15 protein-coding genes are annotated in these 16,666 nt (G+C 42.3%); 8 read left to right on the forward strand and 7 right to left on the reverse strand.

Annotated elements, in window-relative coordinates:
• Positions 1-2: 2 nt before the first annotated feature.
• Positions 3-2,645 carry a DNA gyrase/topoisomerase IV subunit A gene (locus HMPREF9448_RS02855; RefSeq protein WP_394330237.1) on the reverse strand — a complete coding sequence of 881 codons (2,643 nt, stop codon included), beginning with the start codon at positions 2,643-2,645 and terminating at the stop codon, positions 3-5.
• A 248-nt stretch (positions 2,646-2,893) separates the two neighbouring features.
• On the opposite strand from HMPREF9448_RS02855, the gene HMPREF9448_RS02860 reads away from it, so the two are divergent.
• The 6 genes from HMPREF9448_RS02860 to HMPREF9448_RS02890 all read left to right on the forward strand — a co-directional run bounded on the left by HMPREF9448_RS02860 (position 2,894) and on the right by HMPREF9448_RS02890 (position 8,312).
• Positions 2,894-4,438 (forward strand): glycine--tRNA ligase, encoded by a 1,545-nt coding sequence (locus HMPREF9448_RS02860; RefSeq protein WP_008861085.1) that lies wholly within the window; start codon positions 2,894-2,896, stop codon positions 4,436-4,438.
• A gap of 17 nt (positions 4,439-4,455) precedes the next feature.
• On the forward strand, positions 4,456-5,034 hold the full coding sequence (locus HMPREF9448_RS02865) for a LemA family protein (protein ID WP_008861086.1): 579 nt from the start codon (positions 4,456-4,458) through the stop codon (positions 5,032-5,034).
• Between the two features lie 16 nt (positions 5,035-5,050).
• Complete coding sequence (locus HMPREF9448_RS14095; RefSeq protein WP_008861087.1) at positions 5,051-5,602, forward strand: FKBP-type peptidyl-prolyl cis-trans isomerase; 552 nt, start codon at positions 5,051-5,053, stop codon at positions 5,600-5,602.
• Positions 5,603-6,127: 525 nt separating this feature from the next.
• Positions 6,128-6,796 carry a phosphate signaling complex protein PhoU gene (phoU, locus tag HMPREF9448_RS02880; RefSeq protein WP_008861088.1) on the forward strand — a complete coding sequence of 223 codons (669 nt, stop codon included), beginning with the start codon at positions 6,128-6,130 and terminating at the stop codon, positions 6,794-6,796.
• A 205-nt stretch (positions 6,797-7,001) separates the two neighbouring features.
• Positions 7,002-7,700 (forward strand): DUF4919 domain-containing protein, encoded by a 699-nt coding sequence (locus HMPREF9448_RS02885; RefSeq protein WP_008861089.1) that lies wholly within the window; start codon positions 7,002-7,004, stop codon positions 7,698-7,700.
• 48 nt (positions 7,701-7,748) lie between these two features.
• Complete coding sequence (locus tag HMPREF9448_RS02890; protein ID WP_008861090.1) at positions 7,749-8,312, forward strand: FKBP-type peptidyl-prolyl cis-trans isomerase; 564 nt, start codon at positions 7,749-7,751, stop codon at positions 8,310-8,312.
• A gap of 65 nt (positions 8,313-8,377) precedes the next feature.
• Here HMPREF9448_RS02890 and HMPREF9448_RS02895 read toward each other — a convergent pair whose 3' ends face one another.
• From HMPREF9448_RS02895 to HMPREF9448_RS02910, 4 genes are all read right to left on the reverse strand, one after another.
• Positions 8,378-9,088 (reverse strand): DUF3667 domain-containing protein, encoded by a 711-nt coding sequence (locus tag HMPREF9448_RS02895; protein ID WP_008861091.1) that lies wholly within the window; start codon positions 9,086-9,088, stop codon positions 8,378-8,380.
• A 78-nt stretch (positions 9,089-9,166) separates the two neighbouring features.
• Positions 9,167-9,679: a hypothetical protein gene (locus HMPREF9448_RS02900; RefSeq protein ID WP_008861092.1), complete on the reverse strand. Its 513-nt coding sequence runs from the start codon at positions 9,677-9,679 to the stop codon at positions 9,167-9,169.
• A complete protein-coding gene (locus HMPREF9448_RS02905) occupies positions 9,676-10,026 on the reverse strand; it encodes a hypothetical protein (protein ID WP_157260321.1) in 351 nt (116 codons plus the stop codon). Before HMPREF9448_RS02905 ends, HMPREF9448_RS02900 begins: the two co-directional genes overlap by 4 nt.
• Before the next feature lie 95 nt (positions 10,027-10,121).
• Entirely contained in the window at positions 10,122-10,526 is a 405-nt protein-coding gene (locus HMPREF9448_RS02910) for a hypothetical protein (RefSeq protein WP_008861094.1), read from the reverse strand.
• A 213-nt stretch (positions 10,527-10,739) separates the two neighbouring features.
• On the opposite strand from HMPREF9448_RS02910, the gene HMPREF9448_RS02915 reads away from it, so the two are divergent.
• Both HMPREF9448_RS02915 and HMPREF9448_RS02920 read left to right on the forward strand, forming a co-directional pair.
• Positions 10,740-11,729, forward strand: a complete 990-nt coding sequence (locus HMPREF9448_RS02915; protein WP_008861095.1) for a GSCFA domain-containing protein — start codon at positions 10,740-10,742, stop codon at positions 11,727-11,729.
• Positions 11,726-14,194 carry a bifunctional UDP-N-acetylmuramoyl-tripeptide:D-alanyl-D-alanine ligase/alanine racemase gene (locus tag HMPREF9448_RS02920; protein WP_008861096.1) on the forward strand — a complete coding sequence of 823 codons (2,469 nt, stop codon included), beginning with the start codon at positions 11,726-11,728 and terminating at the stop codon, positions 14,192-14,194. The genes HMPREF9448_RS02915 and HMPREF9448_RS02920 overlap by 4 nt, the downstream gene beginning before the upstream one ends.
• A 134-nt stretch (positions 14,195-14,328) precedes the next feature.
• Here HMPREF9448_RS02920 and HMPREF9448_RS02925 read toward each other — a convergent pair whose 3' ends face one another.
• Both HMPREF9448_RS02925 and HMPREF9448_RS02930 read right to left on the reverse strand, forming a co-directional pair.
• Positions 14,329-15,903, reverse strand: a complete 1,575-nt coding sequence (locus tag HMPREF9448_RS02925; protein ID WP_008861097.1) for an Rne/Rng family ribonuclease — start codon at positions 15,901-15,903, stop codon at positions 14,329-14,331.
• 330 nt (positions 15,904-16,233) lie between these two features.
• Complete coding sequence (locus HMPREF9448_RS02930; protein ID WP_262483650.1) at positions 16,234-16,530, reverse strand: HU family DNA-binding protein; 297 nt, start codon at positions 16,528-16,530, stop codon at positions 16,234-16,236.
• Positions 16,531-16,666 lie beyond the last annotated feature (136 nt).

Below are 16,666 nucleotides of genomic sequence, written 5' to 3' on the forward strand. Positions count from 1 at the left end.
AATTAAAACAAAGTCATTTGTCCCGAAGCACTATCTTCCGGTTTATCGACATTACTATCCATAAAAGTATCCGTTTCGACACTACTGTCATCTTCGACGACAGAATCGTCTTCTTGCCTCAACGGTTCCAATTCGTTAATGGTCGCGACAGAATAAGTCGTAAGCCGTTTCCCCTTCGCTTTAAAGCCTTTCACTGCGATAAATTCGGCTGCATTCACAACCATAGGTTCCCGGAAAGAGTCCCCCTCTCCGAATGCGACTTCAATACGAGGATAAGACGTATCGGTAATCAACAACAAACGGGAATCCGGATTATCTCCCAAGAAACTTTGTTTACGGCTACCCGCTTCAAAAACAAATCGTTTCAAATAGGGATAACCTTGCGCCGCATCATACAAAGCTACTGTCCAAACTTTATCGGGATCAAATTTCTCTATCCGTAAAATATTGGGGTCATAATGATTCGTGGCATCCGATGTCGTCGTGCAAAACTCGCCATTCTCCAAAACGACAAGCACTTGATCGTCTCCATGAAATTCGCCCAAATATTCTCCTCGTCCATCATAATTCAAGCGGAGAACATCTCGATCGAACCAAACCTTGCGTCCACCCAATGTAGATCCGCCCCGTTCCTTCAAAGAAATACGATGAATCTCATTTTTAGTAAGAATATTTCCCATAGATTGACGGCCCTTAATGGCTATTTCACTGAAATCGCGGTCGACAAACAGAGTTTTCATGCGAGGCTTCGGGACAAAAGTCACCCGCAAAACCTCGGCTTCTCCATTGGGATTCGCTGTAAACCAAACGACCCTCGACCCCGGTTTACCCTGCGTAAGATCATATTCCTTATCCCGAGTCACACCGGTCACAGCAAAACGTTTCATATAATGCAATCCTGCCTTTCCGTCCCGATAAACCGCATTGTATATCGTACGTTTATCATTCTTCTTAAATACGGCAATATGTAAAAGATTTTTCCCTACGAACATTTTCTCACTCACCTTCACTACCTTATATTTTCCATCTCGGTAGAAAAGAATAATGTCGTCTATATCGGAGCAGTTACAAACGAACTCGTCTTTCTTCAACGATGTACCGATGAACCCCTCTTCTTTATTGATATAGAGTCTTTCATTCGCCTCGACCACTTTGGTAGCCTCGATGGTATCGAAACTACGAACTTCTGTCAATCGGGGATAACGACTGCCGTATTTTTCTTTCAAAGAGTCGTACCACTTGATTGTATAATCGACCAAATGGTCTATATCATAATCGATTTGAGCGATTTGCTCTTTTTTAGCAGCGATCAACTCATCGGCCTTCTCTGAATTAAATTTAAGGATACGAGCCATCTTTATTTCCATCAACTTCAATATATCGTCGGAAGTCACCTCCCGGATAAAAGAAGGCTTGAACGGTTCCAAACGCTTGTCTACATGCGCGATAGCCTCGTCCATAGAACGGCTTTCCTCAAATTCCTTATCCTTATAAATGCGTTTCTCTATAAATATTTTTTCTAATGATGCAAAATGCAAAATCTCTTGCGCTTCACCCTTCTGTATAAGTAGTTCCTTATGCAGCAATTCTTTCGTGTTTTCGACACTGATACGCAACAAATCGCTCACAGTCATGAAGTGAGGTTTGTCCTCATTGATGACACAACAGTTGGGTGAAATGCTCACTTCACAATCGGTAAAGGCATACAAAGCATCAATAGCCTTATCGGAAGAAGTGCCCGGTATGAGATGAACCAATATCTCGGCATGCTGGGCTGTATTATCATCGACCTTTCGTATTTTTATCTTTCCCTTGTCCTGGGCTTTAAGAATAGATTCTATCAGTGTCGATGTTGTCTTGCCATAAGGAATTTCTACGATAGAAAGCGTACGATTATCGATCTTCTCGATTTTAGCACGTACTTTCACGCTGCCGCCTCGTTCCCCATCGTTATATTTAGAAACATCTATAAATCCACCTGTCTGAAAATCGGGGTACAAATGAAACTCCTCGCCCCGCAGATAAGCCACAGCCGCTTGTAATATCTCATTAAAATTATGAGGTAATATCTTCGAAGCCAACCCCACAGCGATACCCTCGACGCCCTGTGCCAACAACAAAGGGAATTTGACAGGAAGAGTCACCGGCTCTTTCTTACGACCGTCATAAGACAACTTCCATTCGGTAGTCTTCGGATTAAATACGACATCTAAGGCAAACTTGGATAAGCGAGCTTCTATATAACGAGGAGCAGCGGCAGAATCGCCCGTAAGTATATTTCCCCAATTTCCCTGACACTCTATCAACAAATCCTTTTGGCCTAACTGCACCAATGCATCACCTATGGAAGCATCGCCATGAGGGTGGAACTGCATAGTATGTCCCACGACATTGGCGACCTTGTTGAAACGCCCGTCATCGAGCAATTTCATCGCATGAAGAATACGCCTTTGTACCGGTTTCAGACCATCGGCCAAATGAGGAACCGCCCGTTCAAGTATCACATAAGAAGCATAATCGAGAAACCAGTTCTGAAACATTCCCGAAAGTTGGAATTTAATATCCGGCTTATCCGATACGGGTACTTTGTAAGCCGAATGAGACTCCGCTGAAACTCCGGATTCAGCGGAACGATCTTGGGGCATATCTTCTTGCGGTGTCGTTATTTCGTCGCTCATAGAGTGTATTTGGATTTATAAACGGGAAAAGCACACACAAAAGTGTGACTCTTTTTAATTTTTAAATACTCGTGTAACTACATTCCCCTGCAAAAATACAAATTTAATCGAAAAAAATCATTTACTTTGTGCTCTAAAATCGTCTGATTTAAGAAAGTAATCGGCTCGAAAATAATAAAGGTAAAAACAAGATAGCAACATAACATACAAAAGAAATGGCACAGGAAGACGTTTTTAAGAAATTGGTATCCCATTGCAAAGAATATGGATTTGTATTCCCTTCAAGTGAAATATACGATGGATTGGCTGCCGTATATGACTATGGACAAATGGGTGTCGAATTGAAAAACAACATAAAAAAATATTGGTGGGACAGTATGGTCCTACTGCACGAAAACATCGTGGGTATCGACTCCGCCATCTTTATGCATCCGACTATTTGGAAAGCATCCGGGCACGTAGATGCATTCAACGATCCGTTAATCGACAACAAAGATTCTAAAAAACGTTACCGAGCAGACGTGCTTATCGAAGATTGTATCGCCAAAATGGACGAAAAAATCGAGAAGGAGGTCGAGAAAGCCGCAAAACGATTCGGAGATTCTTTCGATGAAAAACTTTTCAGAGAGACCAATCCAAGAGTTTTGGAACACAAAGCCAAACGAGATGAGCTGCACGCTCGTTATGCCCAAGCAATGAACGATGTAGATTTGAACGAATTGCGTCAAATCATACTCGATTACGAAATAGTTTGCCCCATTAGCGGGACCAAAAACTGGACCGATGTACGTCAATTCAATCTGATGTTCTCGACCGAAATGGGCTCTACCGCAGATGGTTCGATGAAAGTCTATTTACGTCCCGAAACAGCACAAGGAATCTTCGTGAACTTCCTGAATGTTCAAAAGACCGGTCGCATGCGTATTCCGTTCGGAATCGCCCAAATCGGGAAAGCGTTCCGTAACGAAATCGTAGCTCGTCAGTTTATTTTCCGCATGCGGGAATTCGAACAAATGGAAATGCAATTTTTCGTACGTCCGGGAGAGGAATTAAAATGGTTCGCCAAATGGAAAGAAACCCGTCTGAAATGGCATAAGGCTTTGGGATTGGGAGACCAAAAATACAGATTCCACGATCATGAAAAATTAGCGCACTATGCCAATGCCGCTACCGATATAGAATTTGAAATGCCTTTCGGGTTCAAGGAAGTGGAAGGTATCCATTCAAGAACAAATTTCGACTTAGGCAATCACGAAAAATTCTCCGGAAAAAAAATACAATACTTCGATCCGGAGTTAGGAGAATCCTATACACCGTACGTTATAGAAACCTCTATCGGTGTAGATCGCATGTTCCTGAGTATTATGGCTGCCGCTTATTGTGAAGAGACACTGGAAGGAGGAGATAGTCGCGTAGTGTTGCGATTACCGGCAGCGCTCGCCCCTGTAAAAGTTGCAGTAATGCCTTTGGTTCGCAAAGACGGCCTACCCGAAAAGGCACGTGAAATTATCGACAATTTGCGTTTCGATTTCAAATGTCAATACGACGAAAAGGATTCTATCGGGAAACGTTATCGCCGTCAAGATGCCATCGGCACACCGTTCTGTGTAACGGTAGACCATCAGACTCTCGAAGACAATACGGTCACCATACGTTTCCGAGACTCGATGGAACAGCAACGGGTGGCCATAGACCAGCTCCAAAATATAATTGGAGAACAGGTTAGCCTGAAAACATTATTAAAGAAAATTGTAGAATAAATTATTCCTATCCAAATATGAAATACTTCGTTCGAGCCATTTTAGCAACGATCATAGCGGCACTACTTTCTTCGTGCAGTTACAACAGCATGGTCGAAGCCGATGAGAACATAAACGCCCAATGGGCAAAAGTAGAGAATCAATATCAACGTCGCGCCGATTTGGTTCCCAATTTGGTCAATACGGTTAAAGGATATGCAGCGCACGAAAGCGAAACGCTCGAAGCTGTAATCGCAGCCCGATCGAAAGCGACCCAAATTACCGTAGATCCGGCGAACTTGACAGAAGAAAATTTACAAAAATACCAAGAAGCACAGGGTGAATTGTCGAGTGCTTTGGGAAAATTGTTGGCAATCACCGAGAACTATCCCGATTTGAAGGCCAACCAAAATTTCTTGGAATTACAAGCTCAGCTCGAAGGAACTGAAAACCGCATTGCGACAGAACGCTCTCGCTACACGGACGCAGTGAATGCCTATAACAAAAAAATCCGTAAATTCCCCGCTTTGATTACGGCAAAGATTTTCGGATTCGACGCAAAACCTCAATTCAAAGCCGAAGCGAGTGCTGCGCAAGCTCCCACCGTGGAATTTTAATGAATAGCAATATACAATGAAAAAGTTACCTATTTTCTTACTTATCTGCCTTTTGATAGGCATTGTCGCCTGTAAGGAGACAGAAGACTATTGGACGCAGTACGAGCAATGGCGAGAGACCAACGAATCATGGTTCATCGAACAACTTGGAGCCAAAGATGAAAAAGGAAATCCCATTTACACCAAAGTAGTTCCAAGCTGGGACCACAGTATTTATGTATTGATGAAATACTACAACGATACGAGTCTCAACCGAGATGCCCAATCGCCTTACCAAACCAGTACGGTAGATGTGATATACAAGGGTATGTTATATGACGGAACTCCTTTCGATTCTTCTTATCTGAGAACCGACAGTATTTATCGTACACAGGTAAAACAAAACATCAAAGGTTGGATCATAGCTCTCGAACAAATGAAGGTGGGAGACAGTTGCCGTGTGATTATTCCTCAAACATTAGGATACGGAGCTCAATATATGTCGTCTCTGATCCTTCCCTACACGACTTTGGTATTCGACATGAAATTAGTCGATATTCCCGGGTTAGATAAACCGGTGACCGAATAAAAGCATTCTCTTTCCTATTATTATAAATGAGACGGCTGTTAAAAAAACAGCCGTCTCATTTTACAATATGGTTCAAGATAAAAAATCGAGGCCACTTTTCCTCTGCTCTCTTTTCACTATCTTTGTAGAATATAGGATACGGTTCGGCAGAGTCAAGTCGGAAATGTAAATTCCGCTTGCCATTGCACTCACCTTTCACTATATTTGAGTTGAAGCTCGAAGATACTTTCGCTCGGCTGAATAAAATTAAAGCGAGCTTTGTTTTGCTCCGCTCTCGCTTATTCGTATATTTGTAGAACATAGGAGCAGTTCGGTAGAGCCAAGCCGGAAATGTAAATTTCGCTTGCCTTTGCACTCACCTTTCGCTATATTTGTATGTAAATATGAAAATAAGCTGCACATCGCCAGAATTTCTTTTCTCGAATTGCACTATTTTTGTAAAGCAAATGTAACACAAAGGAAACATGAATGACGTTTCTTTGTTTCAATAAATAGGAATCTTCATACTTTTAAAAATCTACGAAAATGATATACATCGAAAAAGAACTCGACGATCTGAAAAAAGAAGTCCTCGAAATGTGGGACTTGGTTAATTCTCAGCTGAACCGTGCAGGAGAAGCCCTTTTGTCTATGGACAAAGAGCTGGCGCACGAGGTAACCTACCGGGAAAAAAGAGTGAACGCATTCGAGCTGAAAATAGACAGCGATTGCGAAGACATCATCGGATTATACAACCCCGTAGCTTTGGATTTGCGCTTTACATTGTCCATGATGAAGACAAGCAATAACCTCGAACGCATAGCCGACTTTTGCGATGGAATAGCCCGATTCGTTATCGACTATCCCGAAGTAAACATTGAATCGGAATTGTTCGAAAAAACGGGTATTAAAGAAATGCTCGACATTGTCAAAGCCATGATGTTGCAAGCCGAAAATGCTCTTATCGAAGAAAAATCGTCCGAAGCGATAGCCGTCTTCAACAAAGACAACCGGGTGGACGAACTGAATCACGCCGCAGTCCCCATCATCGCCGAATATTTACAACAGTTCCCCGAAAGAGCCATAGAGTGCCTTAATCTCATCAGCATTATCCGACGACTCGAACGCATTGGCGACCACTGCAACAATATAGCCGAAGAAATCGTATTTTACTTGGACGCAAAAATATTGAAGCACGCCGGAAAACGTTCTTAATCACATTACGGGAAGGAGAAAGGTCTGACAAAATAAAATGTTTTTATCATCTTTTACAGTAAAAAAGCGGGTTACTGTCAGAAGAAAATAATATCTTTGTTTAGGTAAAAACAGAGACGTAATTTTTTTTTGTTAGCCGACAAGGTAATGACAGCCGTTTCTTTTACCAGAAGCCACAAGAAACTTCGAGTACATAATTAAAAAGATGAAACATTTTATCATAGCTATCATACTTTTCTTCGGTATCTCCTCCATGCATATCTATTCTGCTGAGACAGCCACAGTAGAAATTCCCGATATGGAGAAAATAGAAAATGCCGTCCGAGATAGCCGCTCGCCCTATTATTATCCCGACCTGATGAAAAAATACCTCGGCAACGACACGACAATGACGTTGCAGGATTTCAGACATTTATACTTGGGATATGCCAGCCAAGAAGATTACAATCCCTATCGCACAGTCGAGATTCCCGAAAGGATAGAAAAACTTTATGCTCAGACCGTTCATACCGAATCGGAATGTGATTCGCTTATCAAATACGCGCGAATCGCCTTATCCGATATACCTTTCGATTTACGACAAATAAATTTCTTGATTTACGGACTTCGACAAAAAGGAGAGACAGAAGAAGCCAACCTATGGGAATACCGGCTGAAAGGTATCATACAAGCCATACTTTCGACCGGCGACGGAAAAGCGCCCGAAACAGCTTGGTTTGTCATTTATCCTGCCGACGAATATAATATCGTAAATCGACAAGGATTTACCGCTACGGAATTTACATTCGTCGAGCCTTATTTCGATTACATATCGATAGAGAAGAACCCTCTTAAAATCGAAGGGTTCTATTTCAATGTAAAAAAACTGCTCAAAGAATACAACCGTAAATTCTACGAGCGTTAATCTAACCCTATTCGAATTATACTAATCATTTAATCATATAAAACCATTATGGAAATAAAACCCGGTAAATTTGTAGTTCTGACCTACGACCTGTACGCAGGCGCAGGCGAACCGGAAGAAACATTAATGATGCGCGCTACCGACGAAATGCCCGACCAATTCGTGTTCGGAGTGGACCAAAATATTCTTCCTTCCATGTTAAAACGGCTCGAAGGATTAAAACAAGGCGACAAATTCGATTTTGTACTTTCTTGTGAAGAGGCCTTCGGAGAACGCAACGAAGAACACGTCATGGAGTTAGACAAGGAGATTTTCATGGTAGACGGAAAATTTGACGACCAAACCGTATTCGAAGGAAATACCGTGCCGATGATGACATCGGAGGGCTACCGTATAAACGGCTCCGTACTAAAAGTTACAGACGACAAAGTTTTGATGGATTTCAATCACCCGTTAGCCGGTGAAAATCTGCATTACGTAGGTATGGTCAAGCTCGTACGCGATGCCACGGAAGAGGAACTTCACCCCCGCCATAGTTGCGGTTGTGGTTGCGGTCACGATCATGGCAGTTGCGGTGACGGCTGTGGAGATTGCTGCGACGGTTGTCATTAACAGACACATAAGAGCGAGGGCGGGTGCATGGCTGCGACCCGCCCTCATCGTTTCCTACTAATAAGCTAATATCCGATTATCAACATAACCCCGACAGCGATTATCACAGAAAACAGGAGATAAAGAACCGAAGCCCACAGTGTGCGCCCCAACGTTTTCCAAAACTTATCGGGGAAAAACGAATACGCCGCCCAATAAGTGGGGAGCAAGCAAAGAACCATCGAAGTCCACTCATACACCGTATAATACGAGGCGTCCAACACCCACCCGATAGGCATTAACACCAACGAAAGCAAAATATACAACACCGACAGGTAACAACAACCCAGCAGATACTCTACCCAATTGTACCGCGCAGCACCGGCCTTGCGGAAGGCAATCTTGACAGCCAACACCATGAACGGAACCGTGACGATAGTGAGTAAAGTATAGTGCTCGACAATCCAATTGTGAGTAGCCGATCCCTCGATAGTCGAAATAGTCCCGGCCCCACCCTCGATATGTCCGAAGAAAAGAAGGATTACACACCATACCGCCAGTAACGGGATAGGAGCCATATAACCTTTGCGACGTCCGGCGAAGTAATCACTTATTAGCCGGTCGGGGTGGACGACCAACGTACGCGTTGTCTTAACAAAGGTATTGTCGACATGAAAAATACCATGCAGAATATTGTCCCACACACTCTTCCAAGTCAATCGCTCCACCGTGGATTTTTGACCGCAATGGTTACAAAAGTTACCTTCAAATTCGGTTCCGCAATTTTTGCAAATCATCTCCTTCTCGTCATTAAAAATCGGGAGACAAAGATACATCGTCACACACTTCTCGCCAACAAACAACAGCCCGAATTTTCAAAAATAGTTCGTCGGGCGGTGTGGCCGGCGGTTACAGGCCAACCGGATATCGCTCTTCACGGCCGACATCGCCCCCTTGTATTGCAACTGACGGCGAACGCTCTCCTCGGGTTGTTTCGTAGCGAACCATTGATTCAAAACATGATGTACTATCGCCCGTTCAAGCTGATGACAAATTGATTCATCGAGCGCCAACGGGCGTTGCCGAGACAAAAAAACGGCAAAAACAAGTGCTGTTTCGGAGGAAACAGACTCATCGGATAAATAGGCAGACAAAGCCCGCATCATTTCGTCCCGGGCATCGGCAAGCCAACGGGAAAGAAATGGTTTATCGTCTTCGGAAAAAATTATAGAACGGCTCCACCCCAACTTCAAATCAGACTGTCCCACTAAACTTTTTGCCACATAGGAACTTTCGGCAATCAACTCACGCAATATCTGTTCTTCTGAGAATGAAAATACGACTGTCTCAAACTCAAACGGATTTTCTACATTTCTTATCTTTTTCATTTCCTTCTTATGATATAAAAAAACAATATGACAATAAAAATCATTAGGACACACCCCGACACTCTATGAGTGTCCATTTCCTTTGAACTACGATGGTTTTGTTCCTTCTCCGAACGAGATTGTAAGGCAGCGGCCTCGTTTAATGAATCAGAAACGGCAGTCTCGTTCCGAGCGACAACTTTTTTCGATTGTTTCAAACGAGTAATCGAAATGGAAGGATTGACAGTTTCGTCCCGTACGGAATCGAACACATCGACATGTGTCCATTCCCATTCGGTAAGCCCCGACCATTCATTCCGACACAGCGAATCAATGACGACATGTAAATCGCGATCAATAGAATGCACACGATTTTCCCGAGCCTCACCGACTGTCTGCCGAGACGTATGACATGCCCAAACAAAAACTGGAAAAACAATACACAAAATATAAGGAAACCTTTTCACGATACACCTCCTTTTTGCATACGATAAATTGTCAACAGAGCCGACCGCTCGGACAAATAAAAACGAGGAGCTCGTTTTTCTGCCAATATCGTACAAAGCGCATCGTTAAACGGGACTTGGGGACGTCGCCTCAAATAGCTCGCCAACATATTGGCCAAATCGTTGTACATCTCTGTTCTTGTCGACGACACACATCGAGGTGAATAGCCTTTAAAAATTCGTTTCACATTCCGCCTCGCTTCCTCATAACTGATATAGAAACGAGGAGCTATGGAATAAACCACATGCCTGACAATCTGCTCCCGGGGAACATTCACGGCCATTTTTCCCAATGATTTGAGGGCTTCGTTGTATGCCCTAAACAAATCTCGGTCTCTTTCTTCCTTGTAATATAGTTCCATATAATTCTTATTACAAGAAGAGATACAAAAACATAGCTTTCTCAAAAGCCTTTACGAAACGGGTAACACAAATATATATCCAAATTGGTATAAATACAAATATTTATGGTTATTTTACCACAATATTATATTTTTTTATTTTTTCAGATGTTAATTTAGAGACGAGATGGAGTAGAAAATATGTATTTTTGAGGTGATAAACCAAATAATAAAATGAATTTCAGAACGGCCATAAATTTTCCCGGTAATCCCGGATATATCGACCATCGGCAACAAATTTTGTTGCTGGGGTCGTGCTTTGCCGAAAACATAGGCTTATGGCTGCAACAGCGTAAATTCAATGTCGATATAAATCCATTCGGCACATTATACAATCCCCTTTCCATTGCCCAAAGCTGGGAACGAATCGTCGAGGGAAAAGCGATTATTGAAAACGAACTTTTCGCTTTCAATAATCTATGGCACAGTTACGATCACCATTCCCGATTCTCGGGGTGCGACAAGAAGGCCACGTTATCGCTCATGAACCGCCGAATCGAAAAAAGCCACCGCCAAGTACCGAATATCGACCGAATAATCATCACATGGGGAACCGCTTATGTATTCCGATTAAAAGAGACGGGTAAAGTTGTCGCCAACTGCCACAAACAACCGGCCTCGATATTCGACCGAATGCTGTTATCGGTCGATGAAATAGTTTCCCGATGGAGAGACATCATAAAATATATCGAAGACAATCTACCTCAATGTCGTATATTGTTCACCGTGAGCCCCATACGTCACCTTAGCGACGGAGCACACGGCAACCAAATAAGCAAATCGACGCTGCTACTGGCGATAAACCGATTACAACAAGAGTTCGGGATTTGCGATTACTTTCCTTCTTATGAAATCATGATGGACGATCTGAGGGATTATCGTTTCTACGATACCGACATGACGCACCCCTCGAAATCGGCGATCGCTTATATAACCGAAATATTGGAGGAAGCATACCTTTCTCCCGAAAGCAAAGAAATAGCCTCTCAATGGTACAAGATACAAAGAGCTTTGGAGCATCGCCCCCTGATGCCCGATAAAGACGAGTACACTATTTTTTTACAACATACGCTCGACAAGGTCATGAGATTTCAACAAATGTATCCTTACATAAATGTATCGAACGAAATTACAGAATTAAACACAAGAATCAGTCAAATATGAATTACACGATTACCGAAATAGCAACTATCGTCAAGGCACAGAAAAGAGCCTACAAAGACTATACTATCACGGCTCTATTAACCGACAGCCGTTCTCTCACGTTTCCCGAGGAGACTTTGTTTTTCGCCTTGGTTACCGAACGAAACGACGGTCACCGTTACATCAAAGATCTCTACCGAAAAGGAGTACGAAACTTCGTGGTAGAACATCGGATAGCCGATGAAGAGCTTATGCCCGAAGCAAATTTCATCATCGTAAAAAACACATTAGATGCCTTGCAACAATTAGCTGCGACACATCGAAAAAAATTCGATATACCGGTAATCGGTGTTACGGGAAGCAACGGAAAGACCACAGTCAAAGAGTGGCTTTATCAACTTCTCCAACCAGACTACAATACGGTGCGCTCTCCCCGCAGTTACAACTCTCAAATAGGAGTCCCGTTATCGGTATGGCAAATAGGGTCGAAAACCGAGATGGCTATTTTTGAAGCCGGAATTTCTCAACCCGATGAAATGATTCATTTGGAAGAAATCATCAAACCGACGCTCGGTTTGATAACCAATATCGGAGAAGCCCACCAAGAGGGATTCCAAACCATACAGCAGAAATGCATCGAAAAACTCACTTTATTGAAAGCCTGTGATTGCATTATTTACGATGGAGACAACGAACTTATCTGCGAATGCGTGGAGAAACTCTGCTTCGGGTGTCGAGAAATTGCTTGGTCCAGAAAAGACCGGGACAAACCGCTGTACATCTCCAAAATAATCAAAGGCAACGATTCTACAAAAATAGAATATACTTACTTGCAATACCACAGTTATATTACTATCCCATTCGTAGAAGATGCTTCCATCGAAAATGCGATTCATTGTCTGGCAGTCATGCTTTACTACAACCGACCGCCCGAAGCGATAACCGACCGCATGAAGCGTTTGACTCCGGTAGCCATGCGTATGGAAGTCAAAGAAGGGATAAACAACTGCCTAATTATAAACGACAGCTATAACTCGGATATCAATTCACTCACCATAGCCCTCGACTTTCAAAATCGAAGGGCGGCAGCCAAAGGTATGCGCCGCACGCTTATACTGTCGGACATTTACCAGACGGGGCTACCCCCGGCCAGCCTATACCGGAAAGTCGCCGATATCATATTGCACAAAGGAATAGAACGCCTCATCGGGATAGGCCCGGTAATCTCGGATAACGCTTACCTTTTCAATCTCGAAAAAGAATTTTATCCGACGACCGAAAGTTTCCTTGCACAACTTGACCCGGCCGACTTTCATAATGAACTGATTCTAATCAAAGGTGCGCGAGAATTTCATTTCGAGCTCATCTCCGAAACCTTAGAACTGAAACAGCATGAAACCATACTGGAAATAAATCTCGACGCCATCGTCCACAATTACAACCTATTCAAATCGAAATTACGTCCCGAAACAAAAATCATCTGTATGGTAAAGGCTTTCGGCTACGGAGCCGGTTCTTATGAATTAGCAAAGACCTTACAGGACAGAGGAGCCGATTTCCTTGCAGTAGCCGTTGCCGACGAAGGAGCCGAATTGCGGAAAGCGGGAATAACCATGCCCATCTTGGTGATGAATCCCGAAATGAGCAGTTTCAGAACACTGTTCAGCTATTATCTCGAACCCGAAATATATAGTTTCGAACTGCTGAGAGCGATTATCGCAGAAGGGGAAAAATTAGGTTTAGCGGGCTATCCTGTGCACATAAAAATAGATTCAGGCATGCATCGGCTCGGATTCGAAGAAAAGGATATGGAACAAGTCGTGGAAATTCTCAACGACCAAACCGTCGTCATCGCCCGTTCGGTCTTTTCTCATTTCGCAGGAAGCGACGAAAAAAGATTCGACGATTATTCTCATCGTCAAATCGAAACATTCTCCCGTTGTGCCGACTACCTACAACAACACTCCAAGCATAAAATACTGCGACACATACTAAATACGGCGGGAATATTACGCTTCCCCGAATACCAAATGGATATGGTAAGGCTGGGTATAGGATTATACGGAGTCTCCCCTATCGACACACCTTGCGGGCTGGAAACAGTCAGCACATTGAAAACAACTATCCTTCAAATCAAGACACTGTCTGCCGGAGAAACCATAGGGTACGGAAGAAAAGGTGTATTATCTCGCGATTCCCGCATAGCGGCAATTCCCATAGGATATGCCGACGGACTCGACCGCCATCTGGGAAATGGAAAAGGGGGTGTCGTTGTAAACGGAAAACGAGCTGCCATCGTAGGTAATATTTGTATGGACGTATGCATGATCGATGTAACCGATATAGATTGTAAACCGGGTGACCGAGTTGAAATATTCGGAGAACAACTGCCCGTCACCGAAATCGCAGAAAAACTCGATACAATCCCTTATGAAATTCTCACTTCGGTTTCTACCCGGGTGAAGCGAATCTATTACAGAGAATAAATACAGGCGTCTTAGGAAATTATTATACATTCCTTTTTTACAAAATTCCAATCGTTCAAAAAAACAATTTTTCTTTTGCCGATTCAAAAAAATAGAGGCCCTTCGGGGCCTCTATAAACTGAGATAATACTCTCTCATTTTTTAATTTCAATTTCTTCTTTCAGGTCAATTTCATTTCTCTCGGCATCATAAAATTTATATTCGAGATAAGCGAGAGACTGATTAGGAATTACTTTCAGCTGAAAAGTGTATTTACAGCGCCACTTCATCTTCAAAGAAAATACACCTTGATTGACATATGCAGCTACAAAAGGATGTACGTGTAATGTGAATTTCTTTATTTTCAACTTATACACCAGATAATGAATCTTCGACTCCAACAGATCGGTAAAAAGTAAGGAAGGAGGAATAGTACCTTTACCATGACAAGTCGGGCAATCTTCACTGGTAATAATATCGAGTGCCGGCCGCACCCGCTGGCGGGTAATCTGCATCAATCCGAATTTACTCAACGGCAAAATATTGTGCCTTGCCCTATCATTAGCCATCAGCTCACGCATGCGGTCATATAGTTTCTGACGGTTCTCGGCTTCGTCCATATCGATGAAATCGATCACGATAATACCGCCCATATCGCGCAACCTCAGTTGCCGTGCTATTTCTTCGGCGGCATTCATATTTACATCAAGGGCATTGCTCTCCTGATCGGAAGAAGCCTTCGAACGATTTCCGCTATTTACATCGATAACATGCAGAGCCTCTGTATGTTCGATAATGACATACGCTCCACTTTTAAAAGAAACGGTTTTTCCTAATGAAGATTTTATTTGCTTGGTAATAGCGAAATTATCAAAAATAGGCAACTCCCCATCGTAAAGTTTAACTATATCTTTTCGATCGGGAGAAATAAGACTCACATAGTTGTATATTTGGTTATATGTTTCCTTATCGTTTACATAAATATTTTCGAAAGAAGGGCTAAATATATCACGCAGTATCCCTACGGTTCTACCCGTTTCCTCATAAACGAGCGACGGAAGCTGAGCCTTTTGCAACTTCACTAACATATCTTCCCAACACCTTACCAACGTTTTAAGTTCGTTATTCAACTCTGCGACCCGTTTCCCTTCGGCAACAGTTCTGACAATCACACCGAAATTGCGGGGTTTAATACTTTGTATGAGCTGCCTAAGGCGCAATTTTTCCTCGTTCGATTTAATCTTTTGCGATACAGATACTTTATCTGAAAAAGGGATTAACACTAAAAAACGACCGGCAAAAGAAATCTCTGCCGTAAGGCGAGGTCCCTTAGACGAAATAGGTTCCTTAGCAATTTGAACCAACACTTCTTGACCCACCTTCAAAGCATCGTTAATCGTACCGTCTTTTTCAATATCGGGCAATAAATCAAATTTAGAAAGAGACAACACTCGTTTGCGATCGGCAAGCGACTGTTTAAGAAACTTTGCACTCGAATTATATTGTGTACCTAAATCGAGATAGTGCAGGAAAGCATCCTTTTCGTAACCTACATCAACAAATGCAGCATTAAGTCCCGGCATCAGCTTTTTGACCCGTCCCAAATAGATATCGCCCACAGAAAACGATATGTTCCGAGCCTCTTTCTGAAGCTCCACCAATCGATTATTCTCGAGCAATGCAATAGAAATCTCTTTGGGTTGTACGTCTACTACAAGTTCGCTGGACATAAATTGTTATTTAGATTACTGATATTCACGCAGCATGTCGGCCTTCTTAAAAAGAACAGGCATCCTGCCAAAAGAGTTTTTAATACTAACCATTTGTTATACAAAATGGTTTCGATAAAGCAGAAAGAACAAATCTAATGACTAAATCGCATTAAATTTGTTCTTCGTGTTCTGTCATTCATTGAGCCGACAGACATTATTTCTTCTTATGTCTGTTTTTTCTCAATCTTTTTTTGCGTTTGTGAGTAGCCATCTTATGGCCTTTTCTTTTTTTTCCACTCGGCATAACGGTATGCTTTTAAAGATTAATACTTATATTTATTGATTTTCTTATTTTACTTCACCCATAAAAGTTTTTGCAGGCTTAAATGCCGGAATGTTGTGGGCCGGAATTATTATCGTAGTATTTTTGGAAATATTGCGAGCCGTTTTCTGTGCTCTTTTCTTTACGATGAAACTACCAAAACCTCTCAGGTACACATTTTCACCTTTTGCCAAAGAGCCCTTTACACTCTCCATAAATTTTTCAACGGTTTCAAGAACAACAGCTTTTTCTATTCCTGTGTTTTTAGAAATTTCGTTTACAATGTCAGCCTTAGTCATTTTGCTATAAATTATAATATTTATGAATAATATTGTTTTTAATTTTTTGGACTGCAAATATATAGCTTTTTACCCATCTAAAAAAGCAAAAACACTTTTTTTTCTCAAATTAAAAGCCTCAATCCATACTGTTTTGCGAGTGCAAATATCGTACTTATTT

It is taken from the genome of Barnesiella intestinihominis YIT 11860, from assembly GCF_000296465.1.
GTDB classification, from domain to species: domain Bacteria; phylum Bacteroidota; class Bacteroidia; order Bacteroidales; family Barnesiellaceae; genus Barnesiella; species Barnesiella intestinihominis.